Source organism: Pediococcus sp. AC40 (assembly GCF_030252485.1).
In the GTDB taxonomy this organism is placed as follows: domain Bacteria; phylum Bacillota; class Bacilli; order Lactobacillales; family Lactobacillaceae; genus Pediococcus; species Pediococcus acidilactici.
Map to the genome: position 1 here is coordinate 1,881,930 of NZ_CP127012.1, position 15,159 is coordinate 1,897,088.

A 15,159-nucleotide genomic window follows, 5' to 3' on the forward strand; every position below is an offset into this window, starting at 1 on the left:
AGATCAGACAGAAAAATTCTAAATTTTCCAAGCCAACCTCGCTAAAAGTAATTTAGCTTACAAAAAAGAACACATCTCATCCTTCACCCTTCCAAATTCAATTGAAAGCGGCTGATAATGTGTTCTGTCCGTTTCTGACGCAAAATAAGTGCCTGCTGACGAATTTTGCAACATTAACGTTCGTCTTCGTCTGGCATTTCGGCAATTACTTTTTTTAACTTCTGTTCAAATTCCCGCCGTTTAAGCATCACGATGTGCCGACAACCTAAACATTTCATCTTAATGTCCATTCCTAAACGAATGATTTCCCACCGGTTTGTGCCACAAGCATGGTTTTTCTTCATTTGAACAACGTTGTGCAAATCGTATTCCATGATAACTTCCTCCCTAATCTAGTGAAATATGTAATAGTTCCAAAATACGGTTTAAATCACTCATTGATTCGTAATTAATTTCAATTTTGCCCTTTTGTTTTGAGTGGGCCACTACCAACGTTTTCGTTCCTAAACGTTCGGCCAACTGGTTTTCAATCTCCCTAATGAACGGAGACTTACGTTGTTGCGCCGTTTTAGATTCTGCCTTGGGCGCCTTCGTTGCGTTGATCTGGTTGACAATGCTTTCCAGCTGCCGCACCGTCAGCCCTTCTTGCACCGTACGTTGGGCGAGTTTTTCTAGCTGCCGTTCTTGTTTAACTGCTAATAAGGTTCGCGCCTGCCCCATTGAAATTTTTCCCGATTGTAAAAGCTCCTTCACGGAAGTTGGCAAACCGAGCAACCGCAAGTAATTGGCAATGTACGGCCGACTTTTGCCCAAACGCTCGGAAACTTGAGCTTGCGTCAATCCCAGTTCCTTAATCATCGCTTGATAAGCTTCGGCCTCTTCTAAGGGACTTAAGTCTTCGCGTTGCAAATTTTCAACGATCGCAGCTTCGCGGGTGGTCTCATCCGAAAAATCGCGGATAATTGCCGGAACTTTTGTTAATCCCGCAATGATACTCGCCCGGTAGCGCCGTTCCCCCGCGATAATTTCGTAACGCTCAATCGCTGCAATTGGTTGCCGTAAAACTAACGGTTGGAAAATCCCCGACTCCCTGATGGAATCTGCCAACTCCGCTAATTTTTTCTTATCAAAAATCCGCCGTGGCTGGAAGGGATTGGGACGAATCTTATCCACTTCCACCATCTGGTAACTAGCATTTTCTGGAACGTTCAATTGTATTTCTAATTGTTTCTCATTCATGATAACCTTCTATTTCTCGCCAATTGGATCTTTACTTGGAGTTCCCGGTTTCCGCGGATACTTGTTGGGCGTCTCCTTTTTCTTTTCAATTACCACTAAATGCCGTTCATCGCCGGTCACTGGCAAAGCAAATTGTCGATCTTCTAATAATTTCCCGCCTAAAACCGCGATTGCTTGCCGCCCGGTTGCCAGCTCCTGTTCAGTGTGGGCCGCCTTGAGCGCGATAAAGTGGCCGCCTTGCTTAACTAACGGCAAACATAATTCGCTTAAGACACTCAACCGCGCCACTGCCCGGGCGGTAACTAGTGCAAAACTAGCCCGGTACGCCGATTTTTTAGCGCCAAACGTTTCAGCTCGGTCATGAACCAATTCCACATCAGTTAAACCTAGTTCATCTACCAACGCCTGTAAAAATTTAATTCGTTTATTTAATGAATCGACGATGGTAACTTTCAATTCGGGCAACAAAATTTTCATGGGCAACGATGGAAAACCTGCCCCTGCGCCCACGTCGCATAACGCGATTCCCGGAGTGAAAAATTGTGGCGCCTCTAATAGCGGGGTTACCGAGTCGTAAAAATGCTTGAGGTAAACCTCCTTTTCATCCGTAATTGCGGTTAAATTAACGTGTTCGTTCGTTTCCACTAATCGTTTATAATAGGTATCAAATTGCCACATTTGGTGGTCACTCACTGTCCACCCTCGTTCGGCAAGTGCTTGACGAAATTCTTCTGGATTCATCTTTTCTCTCCTTGTGAAACATTAATTGTTTCATATTCCTAACTCCACTTTACCCAATTCCCCCAGTTTTGGCAATAAGTCAATTTATACTTGAAAGGAAGGATTATATGCAACCAACCATCCGCCCGGTAAGCGCGTTTACCCCGCAACACTACGATCTGTTACTTTTGGCCGATCCCTCCCTGAAAAGCATCGCCAGCTACCTATCTCGTAGTACCACTTTTGAAATGGTCGCAGACCAACGTTTAATTGGTCTCGTGGTGGTACGCCCGCTCGCTAACCAAACTGCTGAAATTATGAATCTGGCCATCACGCCTAAATTTCAGCGACAGCATTTTGCTAGCCAGTTACTGGAATTCGTGATTGAGCACGCATCTACGACGGGGGTCCAAAAGCTGCGAATCATGACTGGTTCAACTAGTTTTACTCAGCTATACCTTTACCAAAAATTCGGTTTCCGTTGTGTCAAAGTGCTGACCGATCATTTTGTTAACTCAGGTTACTATTCTGAGCCAATTCACGAAAATAACCTCCGCCTTCGCGACGCAATCGTCCTTGAGCGAGGCTTGCTTTCCGATTAAGGACCCTTTTAACGCAAAAAGCCCGCAACTACATTGTACACGTAGCTGGGGCTTGCTTAATTAATTAGTTAGTAACGTATGGCTTTCCTCACGCCTTGGTAAAAAATTTAGGCACGCATCTTTTTAACTTCCGCAATAAACCACTTATTGAAAGCAGCTGCATCAATATCTACACATACCTCTGCGTTAGTTTTGCCGTCGTGGTAAGCACCGCGGATGTCGGCGACCGTTTCACCAATCGCCGGTCCTTCGGTAACCACGTCAACCCAGTACGCTTCCGTTCGATACATCTCGGGGTTCAAAATATACGCTAACGTATTTACATCGTGCATCGGAAGACCACTTTCGTCACCGTCACAATAGTGGGTGAAAATTGCTCCTAACATTTCCCCTGGCTTGCCTAGATCTTTAATGGTGGCGATGGTTTCTGGCGTAAGCAACGCCTTCATGGTAACGTCTAGGCCGACCATCACTATTGGAATTTCACTTTGGTAGACAATTTCAGCCGCGTGCGGATCCGTAAAGACGTTAAACTCGGCCGCACTGGTCATGTTTCCCATCCCAATTGAGCCGCCCATTGCAACGATTTTCTTGATTTTCCCCTTAACGTCGGGATGTTCCTTCAATAATAAGGCAATGTTAGTGTATGAACCAGTCGGCACTAAAGTGATTGGGTCATCGTTAGCCATAATGGTTTGGTAAAGAACTTCTACCGCGTTGTTAGCCGGTACCTCTGCGGGTTCTTCACCAAAGTCGTAGCCCGGCATCCCAGATTCACCGTGCACCCGAGCCGCATCTTCAAACGGCTTTAAAAGCGGTTGTTCAGCACCACTAGCCACCGGTACGTCCGCATTAAAGAACTTAACTAGTTTTAAAGCATTTTTTGTAGTTTTATCAACCGTTACGTTTCCCGCAACCGTCGTGATTAATTCTAATTCAATTTCAGGATTGTTGATGGCAACCGAAATTGCGGCTGCGTCATCAATTCCTGGATCAGTATCCATAATAATTTTTGTTGTCATTTAATTACCTCCCAAGGTTTTATGAAAGCGTCCTCATTACCATTCTAAAAAAAGATGAACTCCGAGTCCATCTTTTTTCTTTTTTTAGTTTTGAACTAGTTTACCAAACGAATACGCCGATGAATCCAGCAGATAGTAAGGAAACTAAAATTCCAGAAAGCAACATGTAACCAACGTTTTTAGAAATTACATCGTTCTTTTCCCGGTCAACTAAGCCCTTGAACGCTCCGATAATCATTCCGGTAGTTGAGAAGTTTGCAAACGAAGTTAAGAAAACGGTGAGGGTTGCCAAGAAATGTGGTGTGAAGTGTTTCAAAATTGGTGAAACCTTACCCATAACCACGAATTCGTTAGTAACTAACTTAGTACCCATGTATTGAGCCATTTGGAAAGCGTGACTCGGATCGAAACCAAGTAGCCAAGCAAATGGGAACATAATTACCCCGAGAATGTTTTCTAGTGAAAGTGCTGGGTTAATCTTGCCTAATAAAGCATCAATCAACGCTGCCAAAGCAACGAAGGCAATTACGTTAGCCGTAATGATTAAGATTAAACGGCCCGCGCCTAAGATTGAATCACCTAAGAACGAGAAGAATGGTTCCCGAGCAGGCTTCTTAGCAACGGTTTCTTCCGCAACTTCTTCTGAACCTGATTCGATGGTTTCCGTAGTTGCTCCAGTATCGGCACTGCTACCGATCTTAGCAATTGTATCTTCTTCTTCCGTTACTGAAACTGGATTGAGCACCGTGGTGACGATAATTGCGTTGATAATGTTAATTGGCACCGCGGCAATTATGTATTGACCAGGCATCATTAATAGGTACGAACCTAAAATTGAAGCCGTAACACAGCTCATCGACATCATTGCGATCGTAACTAACCGCGCCGACTTCATTTGCCGTAATTGTAAACCAGAAACCGCCAAAGCTTCCGTATTACCTAAGAACATCATTTCTACGGCAAAGAATGATTCAAACTTTGGTTGGCGAGTAATGAAGGATAATCCCTTACCAACCCACTTAATAATCCAAGGGAGAACGCCGATGTAGGTCAAAATATCAAATAATGGCACAATCATCAAGATTGGTAGCAACGCACTCGTTACAAAGTTCATTTGCTTTACGTCGACCCAATCAGCAAGTGCAAAGGAAATTCCTTTATACGAAATATCAACTAAACCTTTAAATCCATCCGCGGCAGCCTTAACTGCGTTAATCCCAACGGTAGAGTTAACTAAGAACCAAGCTAACACAATGTTAATTACCACCATGATACCGACTGATTTCCAATCAATATGCTTGCGGTCTTTAGAAAATAGGACGGCAACGCCCAAAAATACGATTATTCCAATCACATTTACTGCTAAATACATACCGAATATCTCCCTCTTACAATCCAATTTATTAACAGATGTTGTAATAATCATAACGGCAAATATTTAGTATGTAAATAAAAAATCTAAAGATTTTGAAAAGATTTTCAAAATCCAATCAATTGCTATTGTGGTCCGTTCCAATTTGTGGTAAATCGTTTTACCTAACGCTGCCAAAAGCCATTAACCGCTTTCTTTAAGTCAAAAATCGAACTGATTTGACGATAATTGCTCCAATGTTTCGGAAATAGCTTTAAGTACCGATAACCCGCAAAACGTTGATCCATGAGTACCACGTTTCCCCGATCACGTTTTGTCCGGATTAACCGCCCCGCCGCCTGCAAAACATGATTCATTCCCGGCAACTGATAGGCGTATTCGAATCCGTGGCCGTTTTTTTCGTCGAAATAATCCCGCAATAAATTCCGTTCCACGCTTAGTCCAGGCAACCCTACACTGACAATTCCAACCCCGATCAATTGTTCGTCAGTTAAATCAATTCCTTCCGAAAAGATTCCGCCTAATACAGCAAAGCCTACCAAGGTTGTTGCCGACGGGGTCCGAAATTTATCCAGAAATGCCGTTCGGTCTTCTGGGGACATTTGGTTATTTTGCTGTTCAACCTGCACTTCTGGGCGAAGTACGCGAAAGGCACTGGCAATCTGGTCTAAATACGCGTACGACGGGCAAAAAATCAGGTAATTTCCCGCTTTAGCGCTTACTAACGTATCAATTGAAGCGACAATTTGCGGCAGACTTTCCTCGCGGTTGGCAAACCGGGTGTCAATGTAATCGGTAATCAAGATATTTTGCTGTCGTTGCTCAAACGGCGAGTCCATCCGCAAGGATAAAGCATCGCTGCTTCCCAAGGTTTCCTGGTAGTAATCAACCGGACTTAAGGTAGCCGAAAAAAAGACCGCCCCGCGTCCCTTTTTGAGTGAAGCATCAAGGTACGGACTGGGATCCAGGATTTGTTCCTGTACGTTAATTCCGACTTCCGTTTTTTTAATGATGATTCGGTAACTTTCGTCATAATATTCAGCAATCTTCAAATAGACGCTGCACGCGAAGAATACCGACAAAATCTGGTCCGTTAAGTCCCCATCCGGCTGCTTAGGCAACCATTCCCGCACCGCTTCGTTGAACTTCAGCATTACGTTTTCCAACGGTCCTAACGGTTGGTAGTCGACTAAGGCTTCTTTATTTTCCTTTTCAAATGTATTTTGAATGATTGTTAGTTCGTTGCCGAGCCGGTTTAACCAGCGCTTAACCGTCGAAGAGTCAACGTCGTGACCACTAGTTTCAAAAAGCTCTTGGGCTTTCACCACTTGGTCAGTGTTAATTTCTGCCGAATACATCTCGCGCGAACGGGATACCAAGTTGTGCGCTTCGTCGATTAAAAAGAAATTCCCCTTATCCACGTTAGAGAAGTAACGTTGCAAATATACCCGAGGATCAAACAGGTAGTTGTAATCTCCAATAATCAGATCACAAAAAAGCGACAAATCTAGCGAGAATTCAAACGGGTCCAACGTATGCTTCTTTGCATACTTTTGAATAACTTCCTTGGTTAATTGATTTTCGTGATCTAGTACGTCTTGAATCCCATCCTTTACGCGATCATAGTACCCCAGCATGTAGGGATTATTTTCCGGATTAACCCCCACCTCTTCCGGAAAAATAATCTTATCTTTAGCCGTTAACGTAATACTCTTTAACTTCAAGCCACCTTCAGCCATCAGTTCCAGGGCTTCTTCAGCAACGTGCTGGGTGCTTTGTTTAGCAGTTAGGTAAAAGATTCGTTCCATCTTTGCTTCTCCAATCGCCTTGATGCTGGGGAAAAGCGTTGAAATGGTTTTACCAGTTCCGGTCGGTGCCTCCACGAATAGCCGTTGTTCCGTGAGGATGGTTTTATAGACTGCTACCGCCAGCTCCCGTTGTCCAGCCCGATATTCGGAAAACGGGAAAGCTAGTTTTTGGGCAGACTGGTTTCGCACACTCCGCCAATCTCGCTGCCGCCGGACCCATTCTTGGTATTCGTTGATCAATTCGTCAAAGAATTCACTCAGTTCCTGACGACTAAACGTTTGTTGTTGTTCCAACACGTCGTCGGTAGGTCGCTGATAATAGGTCAACTGAATCGTCACTTGCTCATAATCTAAGTCCTGACTAAGGATGGCACCGTAAACTTTCGCCTGGCTCCAATATAGCGTCTTCGTGTTTTCACTAAGTTCATCGTACGTTGGGTCGGAAGTTTTAATTTCTTCGATAAAAAGTTCGTCACCAATCACCACTCCATCAGCCCGTCCTTCGACGGTAAGTTCCGTCCCAGCAACCTCAACGACCCGTTTGACCGCGTATTCTTTTTCGTAGTCTGCGCCCCGCTTTTTTTGCAGCCGTCGGTGAATCTGCGCACCTTTTAACGCTGTATTTTGGCTATTTGCCGTGGGATTTAGGTCCCCGCTTCGCAAAATAAATTCTACTAACTGACGAATCCCGATTTTTGTTGGTACCATTACATTCTCCCGCTAATTTTCTCAAATAAAAATTTTTCGTTCCTCGCTAACGTATTTACCTACGAAACCAATTTAGGAGGAATTTTATGAATTACAGATCAATCCTTTTTACTACAGCAATTGCGACGATGGGTGCATTTTCTTTGGGTCACTCCCCAGTTTCTGCACACAGCTTACCAGCTAATTCACCGCTATTAACGGCCTCTATTTCAGAAACTCCGTAGCCCAAAGTCTCCCAGTCATTTTCCGCTGCGTCGGCTGCCCCAGCGGCTTTCAATCAACTCGAAACAGTTTTGAATCAGCACCTCGGACAACCCTTTGCGTGGGGCGCAACCGGACCGACCGCCTTTGATTGTTCTGGGCTAACTCAATTTGCTTTTCGCCAAGCGCTGGGGCTGAACTTAAACCGGACTGCGGAACAGCAATTCCAACAAGCGCAGCGTATTGACGCCACAGCGGTACGTCCCGGCGACTTAGTTTTCTTTTCCTACAACCATGGTCAAACCATTGATCACGTAGGCATCGTGGTTAATGGCAACCATTTGATGATTGACGCCCAAAATCGTGGGGTGATCCGAGAAAGCTATGCCACACCTTGGTGGCAACCGTTTATCGCCGGATACGGGCGCGTTTTAACCAACCAATAAACATTTACAGCACCCTTCGCGGTAATTTAAAGGGACTGGGGAAATAGACATCTTGATCGCCAAGATGCCTAAAAAGTTCCCCAGTCCCTTTGTGCAGTATCGTTAAGTACATCAATTGAAGTTCAGAATTCGATCAAAGCGCGTTTGCATGACCCGCTTCTGAGTTAACTTCAACATGTTTTAATATAATGAACCCACCTTAAATTTTAACCAAAGTGGCGTTTCCACCAACCTTTTTTAGGTTGTTCTAAGGCCTTTTGGTTCTTTTCTACTAAGTCATCAATTTTCTTAGCTAACTTAGCGTTTTCTTCGTGATAGCTTTGGTTTTGCTCAACAACTTTGGTTAGCAGTTTTTTAAGGTCTGCCATGTCCTGGCTTTGAGCCGTGATGAAGCGTTTCATCGACTCGTCCATCACCATTGGAACACTATCGCCTTCAACTTGATCCTGTTCATCTTCAACTTCTTCATCGTCCTCGTCGCTAGAAGATGAAACTCCCAAAGTTGCTTGAACAGCTTGTTTAAGGGTGTTTTTTTCACCCAAAAGTTCGTTCATCTTTTCTAAAATCTGAATGTCTTCTTCAGAGTAAATGCGTCGTCCACGACCATCATGTTGGAATTTATGGCCGCTACGTTCCATTTCCTTTGCCCAGTTACCTAACGTGGCAAGGCTTCCGATCCGTTCGATTTTTTCAACGACGTCCGAACCAGTTGCATATTCATCTGCTTCAATATCTTTTGCCATTATTTCACCCACTTTAATGATTAATTTTACTACAAACTGAAGTACAATTCTAGTTCAAATAAGGCGATTTAATCGGGTTTGTTACTTCAGTGAACTTCAAAATTATTGCTTACTTCATTCGACAAACCTATTTTACTCCCGTACTGGTTTCCCAACAATCTATGTTAGAATGACTAATTGAGTGAACACAATAATCGAGGTAATTTATGAATAACAAGAAAAATTTTAAAACATCTAAATCACGTTCGCAATCCCGAACGAATAGCAAACAAAATAATCGTCACTACTACCATAATCCCAAGAGTGCACAACAAATTGCTGAAGGTCAGGTAATTCCGTTGAAGATTAAACGACTTGGTATCAACGGTGAAGGAATCGGTTACTACCAGCGGACAATTTGCTTCATTAAGGGCGCGCTTCCTGGTGAAAAGGTGCTTGCCACCATCACTGAAGTGCATCCACGCTACCTTACCGGTGTCTTACTTCAAATTAAAAAAGCGAGTCCCGACCGGGTAACGCCGATCGACGCCTATGCCGATGAAGTCGGCGGTTTCGAACTGGAACACCTTGCTTACCCTGCCCAGCTAGAATTTAAGCGCGACGTCATTCGCCAAGCGCTAACTAAGTTCCGGCCCGCGGGTTATCAAGATTACGAGCTGCGGCCCACCATCGGGATGGACGACCCGGTGGCCTACCGCAACAAAGCGCAGTTCCAAATCCGGCGGCTGGCTGACGGCCGAATTGGTGCAGGACTTTATAAGGAAGGTACCCATGAACTCGTTGACCTCGCAACTTGCAGCGTCCAGCATCCGTTAACCATGAAAATTATTCGGGCGGCGGTCGCCCTATTCACCAAGTACGACGTTGATATTTATGACGAACATCATAACGAGGGTGAATTAAAAACATTGGTGGTGCGGGTTGCCCAAGCTACCCAGGAAACTCAAGTTGTTTTCATCACTAATACACCCCAACTATCACACGCAACGGAAATCATTGACGAGTTAAGTACCCAATTTCCAGAGATTGTTTCCTTCATGCAAAACATCAATCCTGGACGGCAATCTTTAATTTGGGGTGACCAGACCGTAAAGCTTCGCGGACAAGATACGATTCGCGAAGAACTTGACGGATTGTCCTTCAATTTATCTGCACGGGCATTCTTCCAGTTGAATCCCCAACAGACCGTTACTTTATACGATGAAGCTCGAAAAGCGTTATCGATCACTCCAAACTCACGAATTGTGGACGCCTATTCTGGAGTGGGAACAATCGGTTTATCCCTAGCTAGCGAGGCAAAAGAAATTCGGGGGATGGACACGATTGCTGACGCGATTACTGATGCAAACGAAAATGCCCGGCTTAACAGCATTACTAACGCTCGTTATGAAGTCGGTTCTGCCGAAAAATTGTTACCTAAATGGTTGAAGGAGGGCTTTCAACCTGATGGAATTGTTGTTGACCCACCCCGCGTTGGTTTAGACCGGCGGTTAATCGACGCCATTTTAAAATCAGCACCCAAACACTTTGCGTACGTTTCCTGCAACCCATCCACTCTGGCACGCGACCTAGTTCCACTAGTGAAGAAGTACCGGGTGGAATATATTCAATCAATCGATATGTTCCCCCAAACTGCTCGAGTAGAGGCAGTTGTAAAGCTAACGTTGCGTAACGCGTAATCAAATGAAGCTGGGGAAAACCAAAGAACTGCTTTTCCAGGATGAAAAGATCCTTAAAAAGTTATTTTGGTGTTTGGCCTTCAACAGAACCAAAACGTGCGCCAAAAGTCAGTTTGCCCCACTCCCTAAATAAATACGTTAAAAACCCAAGGAATTTTCTAGAGCTTCAACTACTGGCTCAATTCCTTGGGTCTTTTTATATCCATCGATTATTCTGGGCAAGTTCGACTGCTTCAAGCCGATTTCGAACCCCTAGCTTACTAAAAATTGCCGATAAGTAATTACGAATCGTCCCTTCACTCAAAAAAAGCTGTTGAGCAATTTCCTTGGTCGGCATCCCGCTGGCGGCCACCTTTAAAACTTCGGTCTCACGCTTCGTTAGCGGACTTTGCTCCGCAGATAAAACACTTTGCACGAGTGCCGGATCGTAAATGGTTTTTCCCGTCATCACTTGATTAATCGCCCCAATTAATTCTTCACTCGGGCTATCCTTTAATAGGTACGCAGCCACTTGGGCTTGAACCGCCTGTTCAAAATACGTTTGCCGAGCAAAGGTGGTTAAAATCACCACGCGCGTGGGCAACTTTTCTTCGTGAATTCGTTGCGCAACTGCTAGTCCAGTTAGCCGCGGCATTTCAATATCTAAAATAGCCACGTCAGGAGATTGTTTTTGAATCATCTCCCAGGCCATCTGCCCGTCACTGGCTGTCCCAACGACTTTTAAATTATCTTCTAAATCTAATAACTGGCTTAGCGCCGAGTTCAGCATGCTTTGATCCTCAGCTAAAAATAGCGTAATCATAATTTACTCCTTTGACAAATGAACTTGGACTAACGTTCCAATGGAATTGCTAAAAATCTGAAATTCACCATTTTGTTCTCGCACCCTTTGCAGCATCCCCGTAATTCCATTAGCATTCTCGCGGGTCAACCGCTTGGCATGTCCATTATCCTGAACTTCAAGGTGATAATTTTCGCCAACCTGATTAAATTTAATCCAGACTTGGGAAGCTCGCGAATGCCGAATCACGTTGGTTACGGCTTCTACAATTACCGCCGCTATGCAATTCTGAACTTCAGTCGGCCATTTACTAGCCGCTTCTTCGTGCTCCGTAAACATAAAAATACGTGCTTGAGCCAAGTTTTTACCCTGTTCCAACAAAACTTCGCTCAGGGTTTGCTGGTGCAAGTCGGCAACGATTTGACGAACCAGTTGAAGATTGGCGCGACTAGTTTTAGCAATGTCGCGAAGCTCATCGGGAACTCGTTCCGGGGCCTTCTCCAATAGTTTTTGAGCGAGCTCCGTTTTTACCGTAATCATGGAAAAACTCTGTCCCAAGGTGTCGTGTAAATCTCGGGCGATCCGGTCTCGTTCCCCGCGCCGAATTAAATTTTCCAGCCGGCGATTATTTTGGGACATTTGTTTTCGGATTTGGACTGAACGGGCAAACCCGTACGACATTATTGGAGAAAGCACCGGAAAAATTAATCCAAAAGCGTTCATAGCATATTCCACCCCAGACGTCGGGTTGATTTGGAAACTGTGCACAACTCCCGCTCCTAAAAGGGTGTAGTAAGCCACTAAAAACCAACCAAAATAGCGCCGTGGCATCGTTGAAAGGATGAACGCAACTTGCCAAGCAGTAAAAGTAATCATGAAAAAGTTTAGCGGCCATACGGCAAACGAGCCGGTAATTAGCAATTCCAGCGGAATCGTTACCCTCCGCCATTTAGGTACCTCGGTAACCAATATGTAAACAATGAGAAACGCTCCCATCATCAGCAGCCAAAAATAGTCCGTCCACGACCGGGCTGGTAAATAGAATGCCGCGCTAAACGGCAAGTACATTAGCCAAATGTAGGTCTCCCACTTAATCTTTTTCAAAGTTTCCTTAAAACTACGCATTAATTGCTGAACTCCTCTTCGTAAATAATTGCGCCACCCCCGCGGTTACCAACGCCATAATTAAAATCCACTCGCTAATTCCCACTACGCTACTCCAGTTAATTTTAGCATGGTTGATCACTTGTCCAATCGTACGATTTAAAAAATACGTGGGCAAATGTCGCCCGATGTTTTGGACCCATTCTGGCATTGTTTCTAGGGGCCACCACAATCCACTCACAATTGCCAAAGGAAAGGTTACTAAGTTCATTAACATTCCCAACGTTTCTTGGCGCTTAACGTTAGCTAGCAACCCGGCTAACAACATAATTGGAATTTGCCCCACTAAAATTAATCCCAATAAAGTCAGCCATTGTACCGGATCTAAAGTAATTGCATTCAGATACGCCGCGACCATCCCCAATATCCCCATTGCCATGAAGTTTTTAAGCGTGTTCCACAATAAAAACGAAGCGTAATAATTGTCTAAGCGGTGGTGATTTAATTTCAAAAATACCGTCAATCCTTCATTACGATCCCGGATTAAAGCAGTAGACATCCCCATAAGCAAGGTAATCAACAAGCTGTACACCATCATACTTCCCAAATAACTACCGGCAAACTCACGGTTATTAGTTGCTGGATTCGTAAATAATTTAGTGAATAGCCAGTAAAAAAAGGCTGGCATTCCCAGCGACATTATTAAAAACGAGGGATTGCGGAATACTAGCCGCTTTCCATCAAATTTCAACTGCTCCCATAATTTATTCATGGCGGTCATCCTCCTTGGTCATCGCGGTAAAAATGTTTTCTAACGAAGCGGCGGTGATTTTTACATTATTTAATTGGTTTAGCCACGGCGCCAAAGCCCGCAGTGTTTGATCACTATCCGTGGTGTCCAGCGTAACTTGCTGGCCCTTTACAAGCACCTGCTTTACGTTCGACAGCCCTTGAAAACGAGCTTTAGGAAGATTGGTTACAAAACTAATTTGACTAGTTAAGTAGCCTCGCTGAAGTTCAGCTAAAGTACCATTGAACTTAATTTTACCTGCTTTTAAAATCAAAATTCGGTCGGCAACTTCCTGAATTTCTGCCAAGTAATGGCTGGTAATTAAAACCGTCTTTCCCTGAACGCGCATTTGTTCAATTTTACGCCAGAATATTTGTCGTGCGTTGACATCCATTCCCACGGTAGGTTCATCTAAAAATAGCAACTGTGCATTGCTAACCAACGTTAATCCAAAGGCTACTTTCCGCAACTGTCCACCCGACAACCGGCTTAAGGGACGTTTTGCAAACGAACTTAAGGCCAATTCTTCCATTACGTCAGCTACCGGGCGCGGATCACGATATTGCGCAGCAGTAAGTTGTAATAAATCCCGTACGGTCACCCCCACAAGCTTCAGATTATTTTGAAACATCGTGTTCACTTCTGGTTTAGCCACCTTATTCCACTGAATTGCACCGCTTTGGGAATGCAAGATTCCCAATAACAATTTTAAAAGAGTGGTTTTTCCCGCACCGTTTTCGCCAATCAAGCCAATGATTTCTCCCATGGGTATGGTTAAATTCACCCCGCGCAAAACCATTTTTGAACTATAATTGAACTTCAATTCGTGGACTTCCACGAGTGTCGTATTTTTCATTAGCAGATCCTCCATACTCCATATTCTAGGGAATTACTGCCTCCTTATTCAGTACTAGATGTCACTACTTTGCCATGACATTTGTCACGTTTTATAAAAACTGTTTAAGTTTCCCGTTTGCCGGAGGTTTTTCGTCGACTTCTCGCAACCGACCCGGAATAATAGGAGAAAACATCCCAATATGGAGGATTTTATGGAACAACAAATTACGCAGTTCATCAACGACTTTGGTTACCTCGCAATTGTGCTCTTGATTGCCTTGGAAAACCTTTTGCCGCCGATTCCGTCAGAGATTATTTTGACCTTTACGGGATTTATGACCCTCACGTCTAAACTGACCTTGTGGGGAAGCGTAATCGCCGCCACGGTTGGTGCCGTTATTGGTGCTTTGCTTTTATACGTAATTGGTCGCTACTTGAATCCGGAACGCCTACATTGGCTAGTAGCTAGCCGCTTAGGTCGGGGATTGCGCCTAAAAGATAGTGACATTACCAAAGCACAAAGTTTCTTCCAGCGCCACGGCTTCAAAACGATCTTTTTTGGGCGGTTTGTCCCCGTAATTCGGAGTTTAATTTCAATTCCGGCGGGGATGGCTAAAATGCCGGGGCTCCTCTTCGTCTTGTTAACCACGGTTGCCACCTTAATTTGGAACTTAGTCCTCATTCTTTTAGGACGAGCAGCGGGCAGTGCATGGGCAGAGGTTTCCGCAATGGTTGATACGTACGCTTCCGTTGTGGCAATTTTACTAGCTGGAATCCTCCTCATCGGCGGGTTAGTTTATTATTTCAAACGAATTCGCACAAAAGCTTAAACCAAGAAATCGTTTTCATGATAAAATAGGGATAATTATAATTTAGTTGGGGAGGACACTCACAATGACCAAAGAACATTATCTTAATAAGCGCCGCCAACAGGAACTTTTGCCGCTAGTAGCGTTTGAAATCACCGCAACTTTCCTCGCGTATAAAGATATTCTTACCGCAAGTAGTTTCCGACATGGTAACCGCACCCTTTGGTTATTGGTCGCCCTCATCCAACCAATCGGACCGTGGCTTTACTTTACTTTCGGCCAGAAATCCGAGTAACGT

At 44.3% G+C, this 15,159-nt stretch carries 17 protein-coding genes; 6 read left to right on the forward strand and 11 right to left on the reverse strand.

What is annotated here, in order from left to right; all coding sequences use genetic code 11:
• Window positions 1-173: 173 nt before the first annotated feature.
• Genes NL111_RS09290 through rsmG form a run of 3 tightly spaced genes read right to left on the reverse strand, consistent with a single transcriptional unit; the run spans window position 174 to window position 1,980 of the window.
• Window positions 174-374: a DUF951 domain-containing protein gene (locus tag NL111_RS09290; RefSeq protein WP_002829525.1), complete on the reverse strand. Its 201-nt coding sequence runs from the start codon at window positions 372-374 to the stop codon at window positions 174-176.
• A gap of 13 nt (window positions 375-387) precedes the next feature.
• Complete coding sequence (locus tag NL111_RS09295) at window positions 388-1,239, reverse strand: ParB/RepB/Spo0J family partition protein (protein ID WP_002829523.1); 852 nt, start codon at window positions 1,237-1,239, stop codon at window positions 388-390.
• 9 nt (window positions 1,240-1,248) lie between these two features.
• Entirely contained in the window at window positions 1,249-1,980 is a 732-nt protein-coding gene (rsmG, locus tag NL111_RS09300; protein WP_004166297.1) for a 16S rRNA (guanine(527)-N(7))-methyltransferase RsmG, read from the reverse strand.
• A gap of 107 nt (window positions 1,981-2,087) precedes the next feature.
• Here rsmG and NL111_RS09305 point away from each other — a divergent pair, with 107 nt between their 5' ends.
• The gene (locus tag NL111_RS09305) at window positions 2,088-2,561 is read left to right on the forward strand and encodes a GNAT family N-acetyltransferase (RefSeq protein ID WP_271900779.1); all 474 of its coding nucleotides are present in this window, start codon (window positions 2,088-2,090) and stop codon (window positions 2,559-2,561) included.
• Between the two features lie 107 nt (window positions 2,562-2,668).
• Here the strand turns inward: NL111_RS09305 and rihC are convergent, their stop codons facing one another.
• The 3 genes from rihC to NL111_RS09320 all read right to left on the reverse strand — a co-directional run bounded on the left by rihC (window position 2,669) and on the right by NL111_RS09320 (window position 7,471).
• Window positions 2,669-3,583: a ribonucleoside hydrolase RihC gene (gene rihC / locus NL111_RS09310; RefSeq protein WP_002832538.1), complete on the reverse strand. Its 915-nt coding sequence runs from the start codon at window positions 3,581-3,583 to the stop codon at window positions 2,669-2,671.
• Window positions 3,584-3,683: 100 nt separating this feature from the next.
• A complete protein-coding gene (locus NL111_RS09315; protein ID WP_002829516.1) occupies window positions 3,684-4,955 on the reverse strand; it encodes a NupC/NupG family nucleoside CNT transporter in 1,272 nt (423 codons plus the stop codon).
• A gap of 164 nt (window positions 4,956-5,119) precedes the next feature.
• Window positions 5,120-7,471 carry an ATP-dependent DNA helicase gene (locus NL111_RS09320; protein WP_063504789.1) on the reverse strand — a complete coding sequence of 784 codons (2,352 nt, stop codon included), beginning with the start codon at window positions 7,469-7,471 and terminating at the stop codon, window positions 5,120-5,122.
• Between the two features lie 86 nt (window positions 7,472-7,557).
• Between NL111_RS09320 and NL111_RS09325 the strand changes: the two genes are divergently transcribed.
• Window positions 7,558-7,695: a hypothetical protein gene (locus tag NL111_RS09325; RefSeq protein ID WP_285110198.1), complete on the forward strand. Its 138-nt coding sequence runs from the start codon at window positions 7,558-7,560 to the stop codon at window positions 7,693-7,695.
• A gap of 69 nt (window positions 7,696-7,764) precedes the next feature.
• The gene (locus tag NL111_RS09330) at window positions 7,765-8,118 is read left to right on the forward strand and encodes a C40 family peptidase (protein ID WP_285110199.1); all 354 of its coding nucleotides are present in this window, start codon (window positions 7,765-7,767) and stop codon (window positions 8,116-8,118) included.
• 206 nt (window positions 8,119-8,324) lie between these two features.
• Here NL111_RS09330 and NL111_RS09335 read toward each other — a convergent pair whose 3' ends face one another.
• Window positions 8,325-8,861 carry a MerR family transcriptional regulator gene (locus NL111_RS09335; protein ID WP_002829510.1) on the reverse strand — a complete coding sequence of 179 codons (537 nt, stop codon included), beginning with the start codon at window positions 8,859-8,861 and terminating at the stop codon, window positions 8,325-8,327.
• Window positions 8,862-9,067: 206 nt separating this feature from the next.
• Here NL111_RS09335 and rlmD point away from each other — a divergent pair, with 206 nt between their 5' ends.
• Entirely contained in the window at window positions 9,068-10,540 is a 1,473-nt protein-coding gene (gene rlmD, locus NL111_RS09340; protein WP_285110200.1) for a 23S rRNA (uracil(1939)-C(5))-methyltransferase RlmD, read from the forward strand.
• Between the two features lie 196 nt (window positions 10,541-10,736).
• Here rlmD and NL111_RS09345 read toward each other — a convergent pair whose 3' ends face one another.
• The 4 genes from NL111_RS09345 to NL111_RS09360 are packed head-to-tail and all read right to left on the reverse strand — an operon-like array spanning window position 10,737 to window position 14,071.
• Window positions 10,737-11,342, reverse strand: coding sequence for a response regulator transcription factor (locus tag NL111_RS09345; protein WP_002832543.1), 606 nt, complete (start codon window positions 11,340-11,342; stop codon window positions 10,737-10,739).
• 3 nt (window positions 11,343-11,345) lie between these two features.
• Window positions 11,346-12,446 (reverse strand): sensor histidine kinase, encoded by a 1,101-nt coding sequence (locus NL111_RS09350; protein ID WP_285110201.1) that lies wholly within the window; start codon window positions 12,444-12,446, stop codon window positions 11,346-11,348.
• On the reverse strand, window positions 12,439-13,197 hold the full coding sequence (locus NL111_RS09355; RefSeq protein ID WP_159208980.1) for an ABC transporter permease: 759 nt from the start codon (window positions 13,195-13,197) through the stop codon (window positions 12,439-12,441). Before NL111_RS09355 ends, NL111_RS09350 begins: the two co-directional genes overlap by 8 nt.
• Window positions 13,190-14,071: an ABC transporter ATP-binding protein gene (locus NL111_RS09360; protein WP_285110202.1), complete on the reverse strand. Its 882-nt coding sequence runs from the start codon at window positions 14,069-14,071 to the stop codon at window positions 13,190-13,192. The genes NL111_RS09355 and NL111_RS09360 overlap by 8 nt, the downstream gene beginning before the upstream one ends.
• A 193-nt stretch (window positions 14,072-14,264) precedes the next feature.
• Here NL111_RS09360 and NL111_RS09365 point away from each other — a divergent pair, with 193 nt between their 5' ends.
• On the forward strand, window positions 14,265-14,882 hold the full coding sequence (locus tag NL111_RS09365) for a DedA family protein (protein WP_002829504.1): 618 nt from the start codon (window positions 14,265-14,267) through the stop codon (window positions 14,880-14,882).
• A gap of 64 nt (window positions 14,883-14,946) precedes the next feature.
• Window positions 14,947-15,156 carry a PLDc N-terminal domain-containing protein gene (locus NL111_RS09370; protein ID WP_002829503.1) on the forward strand — a complete coding sequence of 70 codons (210 nt, stop codon included), beginning with the start codon at window positions 14,947-14,949 and terminating at the stop codon, window positions 15,154-15,156.
• Window positions 15,157-15,159 lie beyond the last annotated feature (3 nt).

Coding starts and splice junctions, on each gene's coding strand:
- rsmG (WP_004166297.1), bottom strand. CDS start 1,980: ATGAATCCAGAAGAATTTCGTCAAGCACTTGCCGAACGAGGGTGGACA.
- NL111_RS09325 (WP_285110198.1), top strand. CDS start 7,558: ATGAATTACAGATCAATCCTTTTTACTACAGCAATTGCGACGATGGGT.
- NL111_RS09365 (WP_002829504.1), top strand. CDS start 14,265: ATGGAACAACAAATTACGCAGTTCATCAACGACTTTGGTTACCTCGCA.
- NL111_RS09355 (WP_159208980.1), bottom strand. CDS start 13,197: ATGAATAAATTATGGGAGCAGTTGAAATTTGATGGAAAGCGGCTAGTA.
- rlmD (WP_285110200.1), top strand. CDS start 9,068: ATGAATAACAAGAAAAATTTTAAAACATCTAAATCACGTTCGCAATCC.
- rihC (WP_002832538.1), bottom strand. CDS start 3,583: ATGACAACAAAAATTATTATGGATACTGATCCAGGAATTGATGACGCA.
- NL111_RS09345 (WP_002832543.1), bottom strand. CDS start 11,342: ATGATTACGCTATTTTTAGCTGAGGATCAAAGCATGCTGAACTCGGCG.
- NL111_RS09320 (WP_063504789.1), bottom strand. CDS start 7,471: ATGGTACCAACAAAAATCGGGATTCGTCAGTTAGTAGAATTTATTTTG.
- NL111_RS09370 (WP_002829503.1), top strand. CDS start 14,947: ATGACCAAAGAACATTATCTTAATAAGCGCCGCCAACAGGAACTTTTG.
- NL111_RS09290 (WP_002829525.1), bottom strand. CDS start 374: ATGGAATACGATTTGCACAACGTTGTTCAAATGAAGAAAAACCATGCT.
- NL111_RS09350 (WP_285110201.1), bottom strand. CDS start 12,446: ATGCGTAGTTTTAAGGAAACTTTGAAAAAGATTAAGTGGGAGACCTAC.
- NL111_RS09315 (WP_002829516.1), bottom strand. CDS start 4,955: ATGTATTTAGCAGTAAATGTGATTGGAATAATCGTATTTTTGGGCGTT.
- NL111_RS09360 (WP_285110202.1), bottom strand. CDS start 14,071: ATGAAAAATACGACACTCGTGGAAGTCCACGAATTGAAGTTCAATTAT.
- NL111_RS09305 (WP_271900779.1), top strand. CDS start 2,088: ATGCAACCAACCATCCGCCCGGTAAGCGCGTTTACCCCGCAACACTAC.
- NL111_RS09295 (WP_002829523.1), bottom strand. CDS start 1,239: ATGAATGAGAAACAATTAGAAATACAATTGAACGTTCCAGAAAATGCT.
- NL111_RS09335 (WP_002829510.1), bottom strand. CDS start 8,861: ATGGCAAAAGATATTGAAGCAGATGAATATGCAACTGGTTCGGACGTC.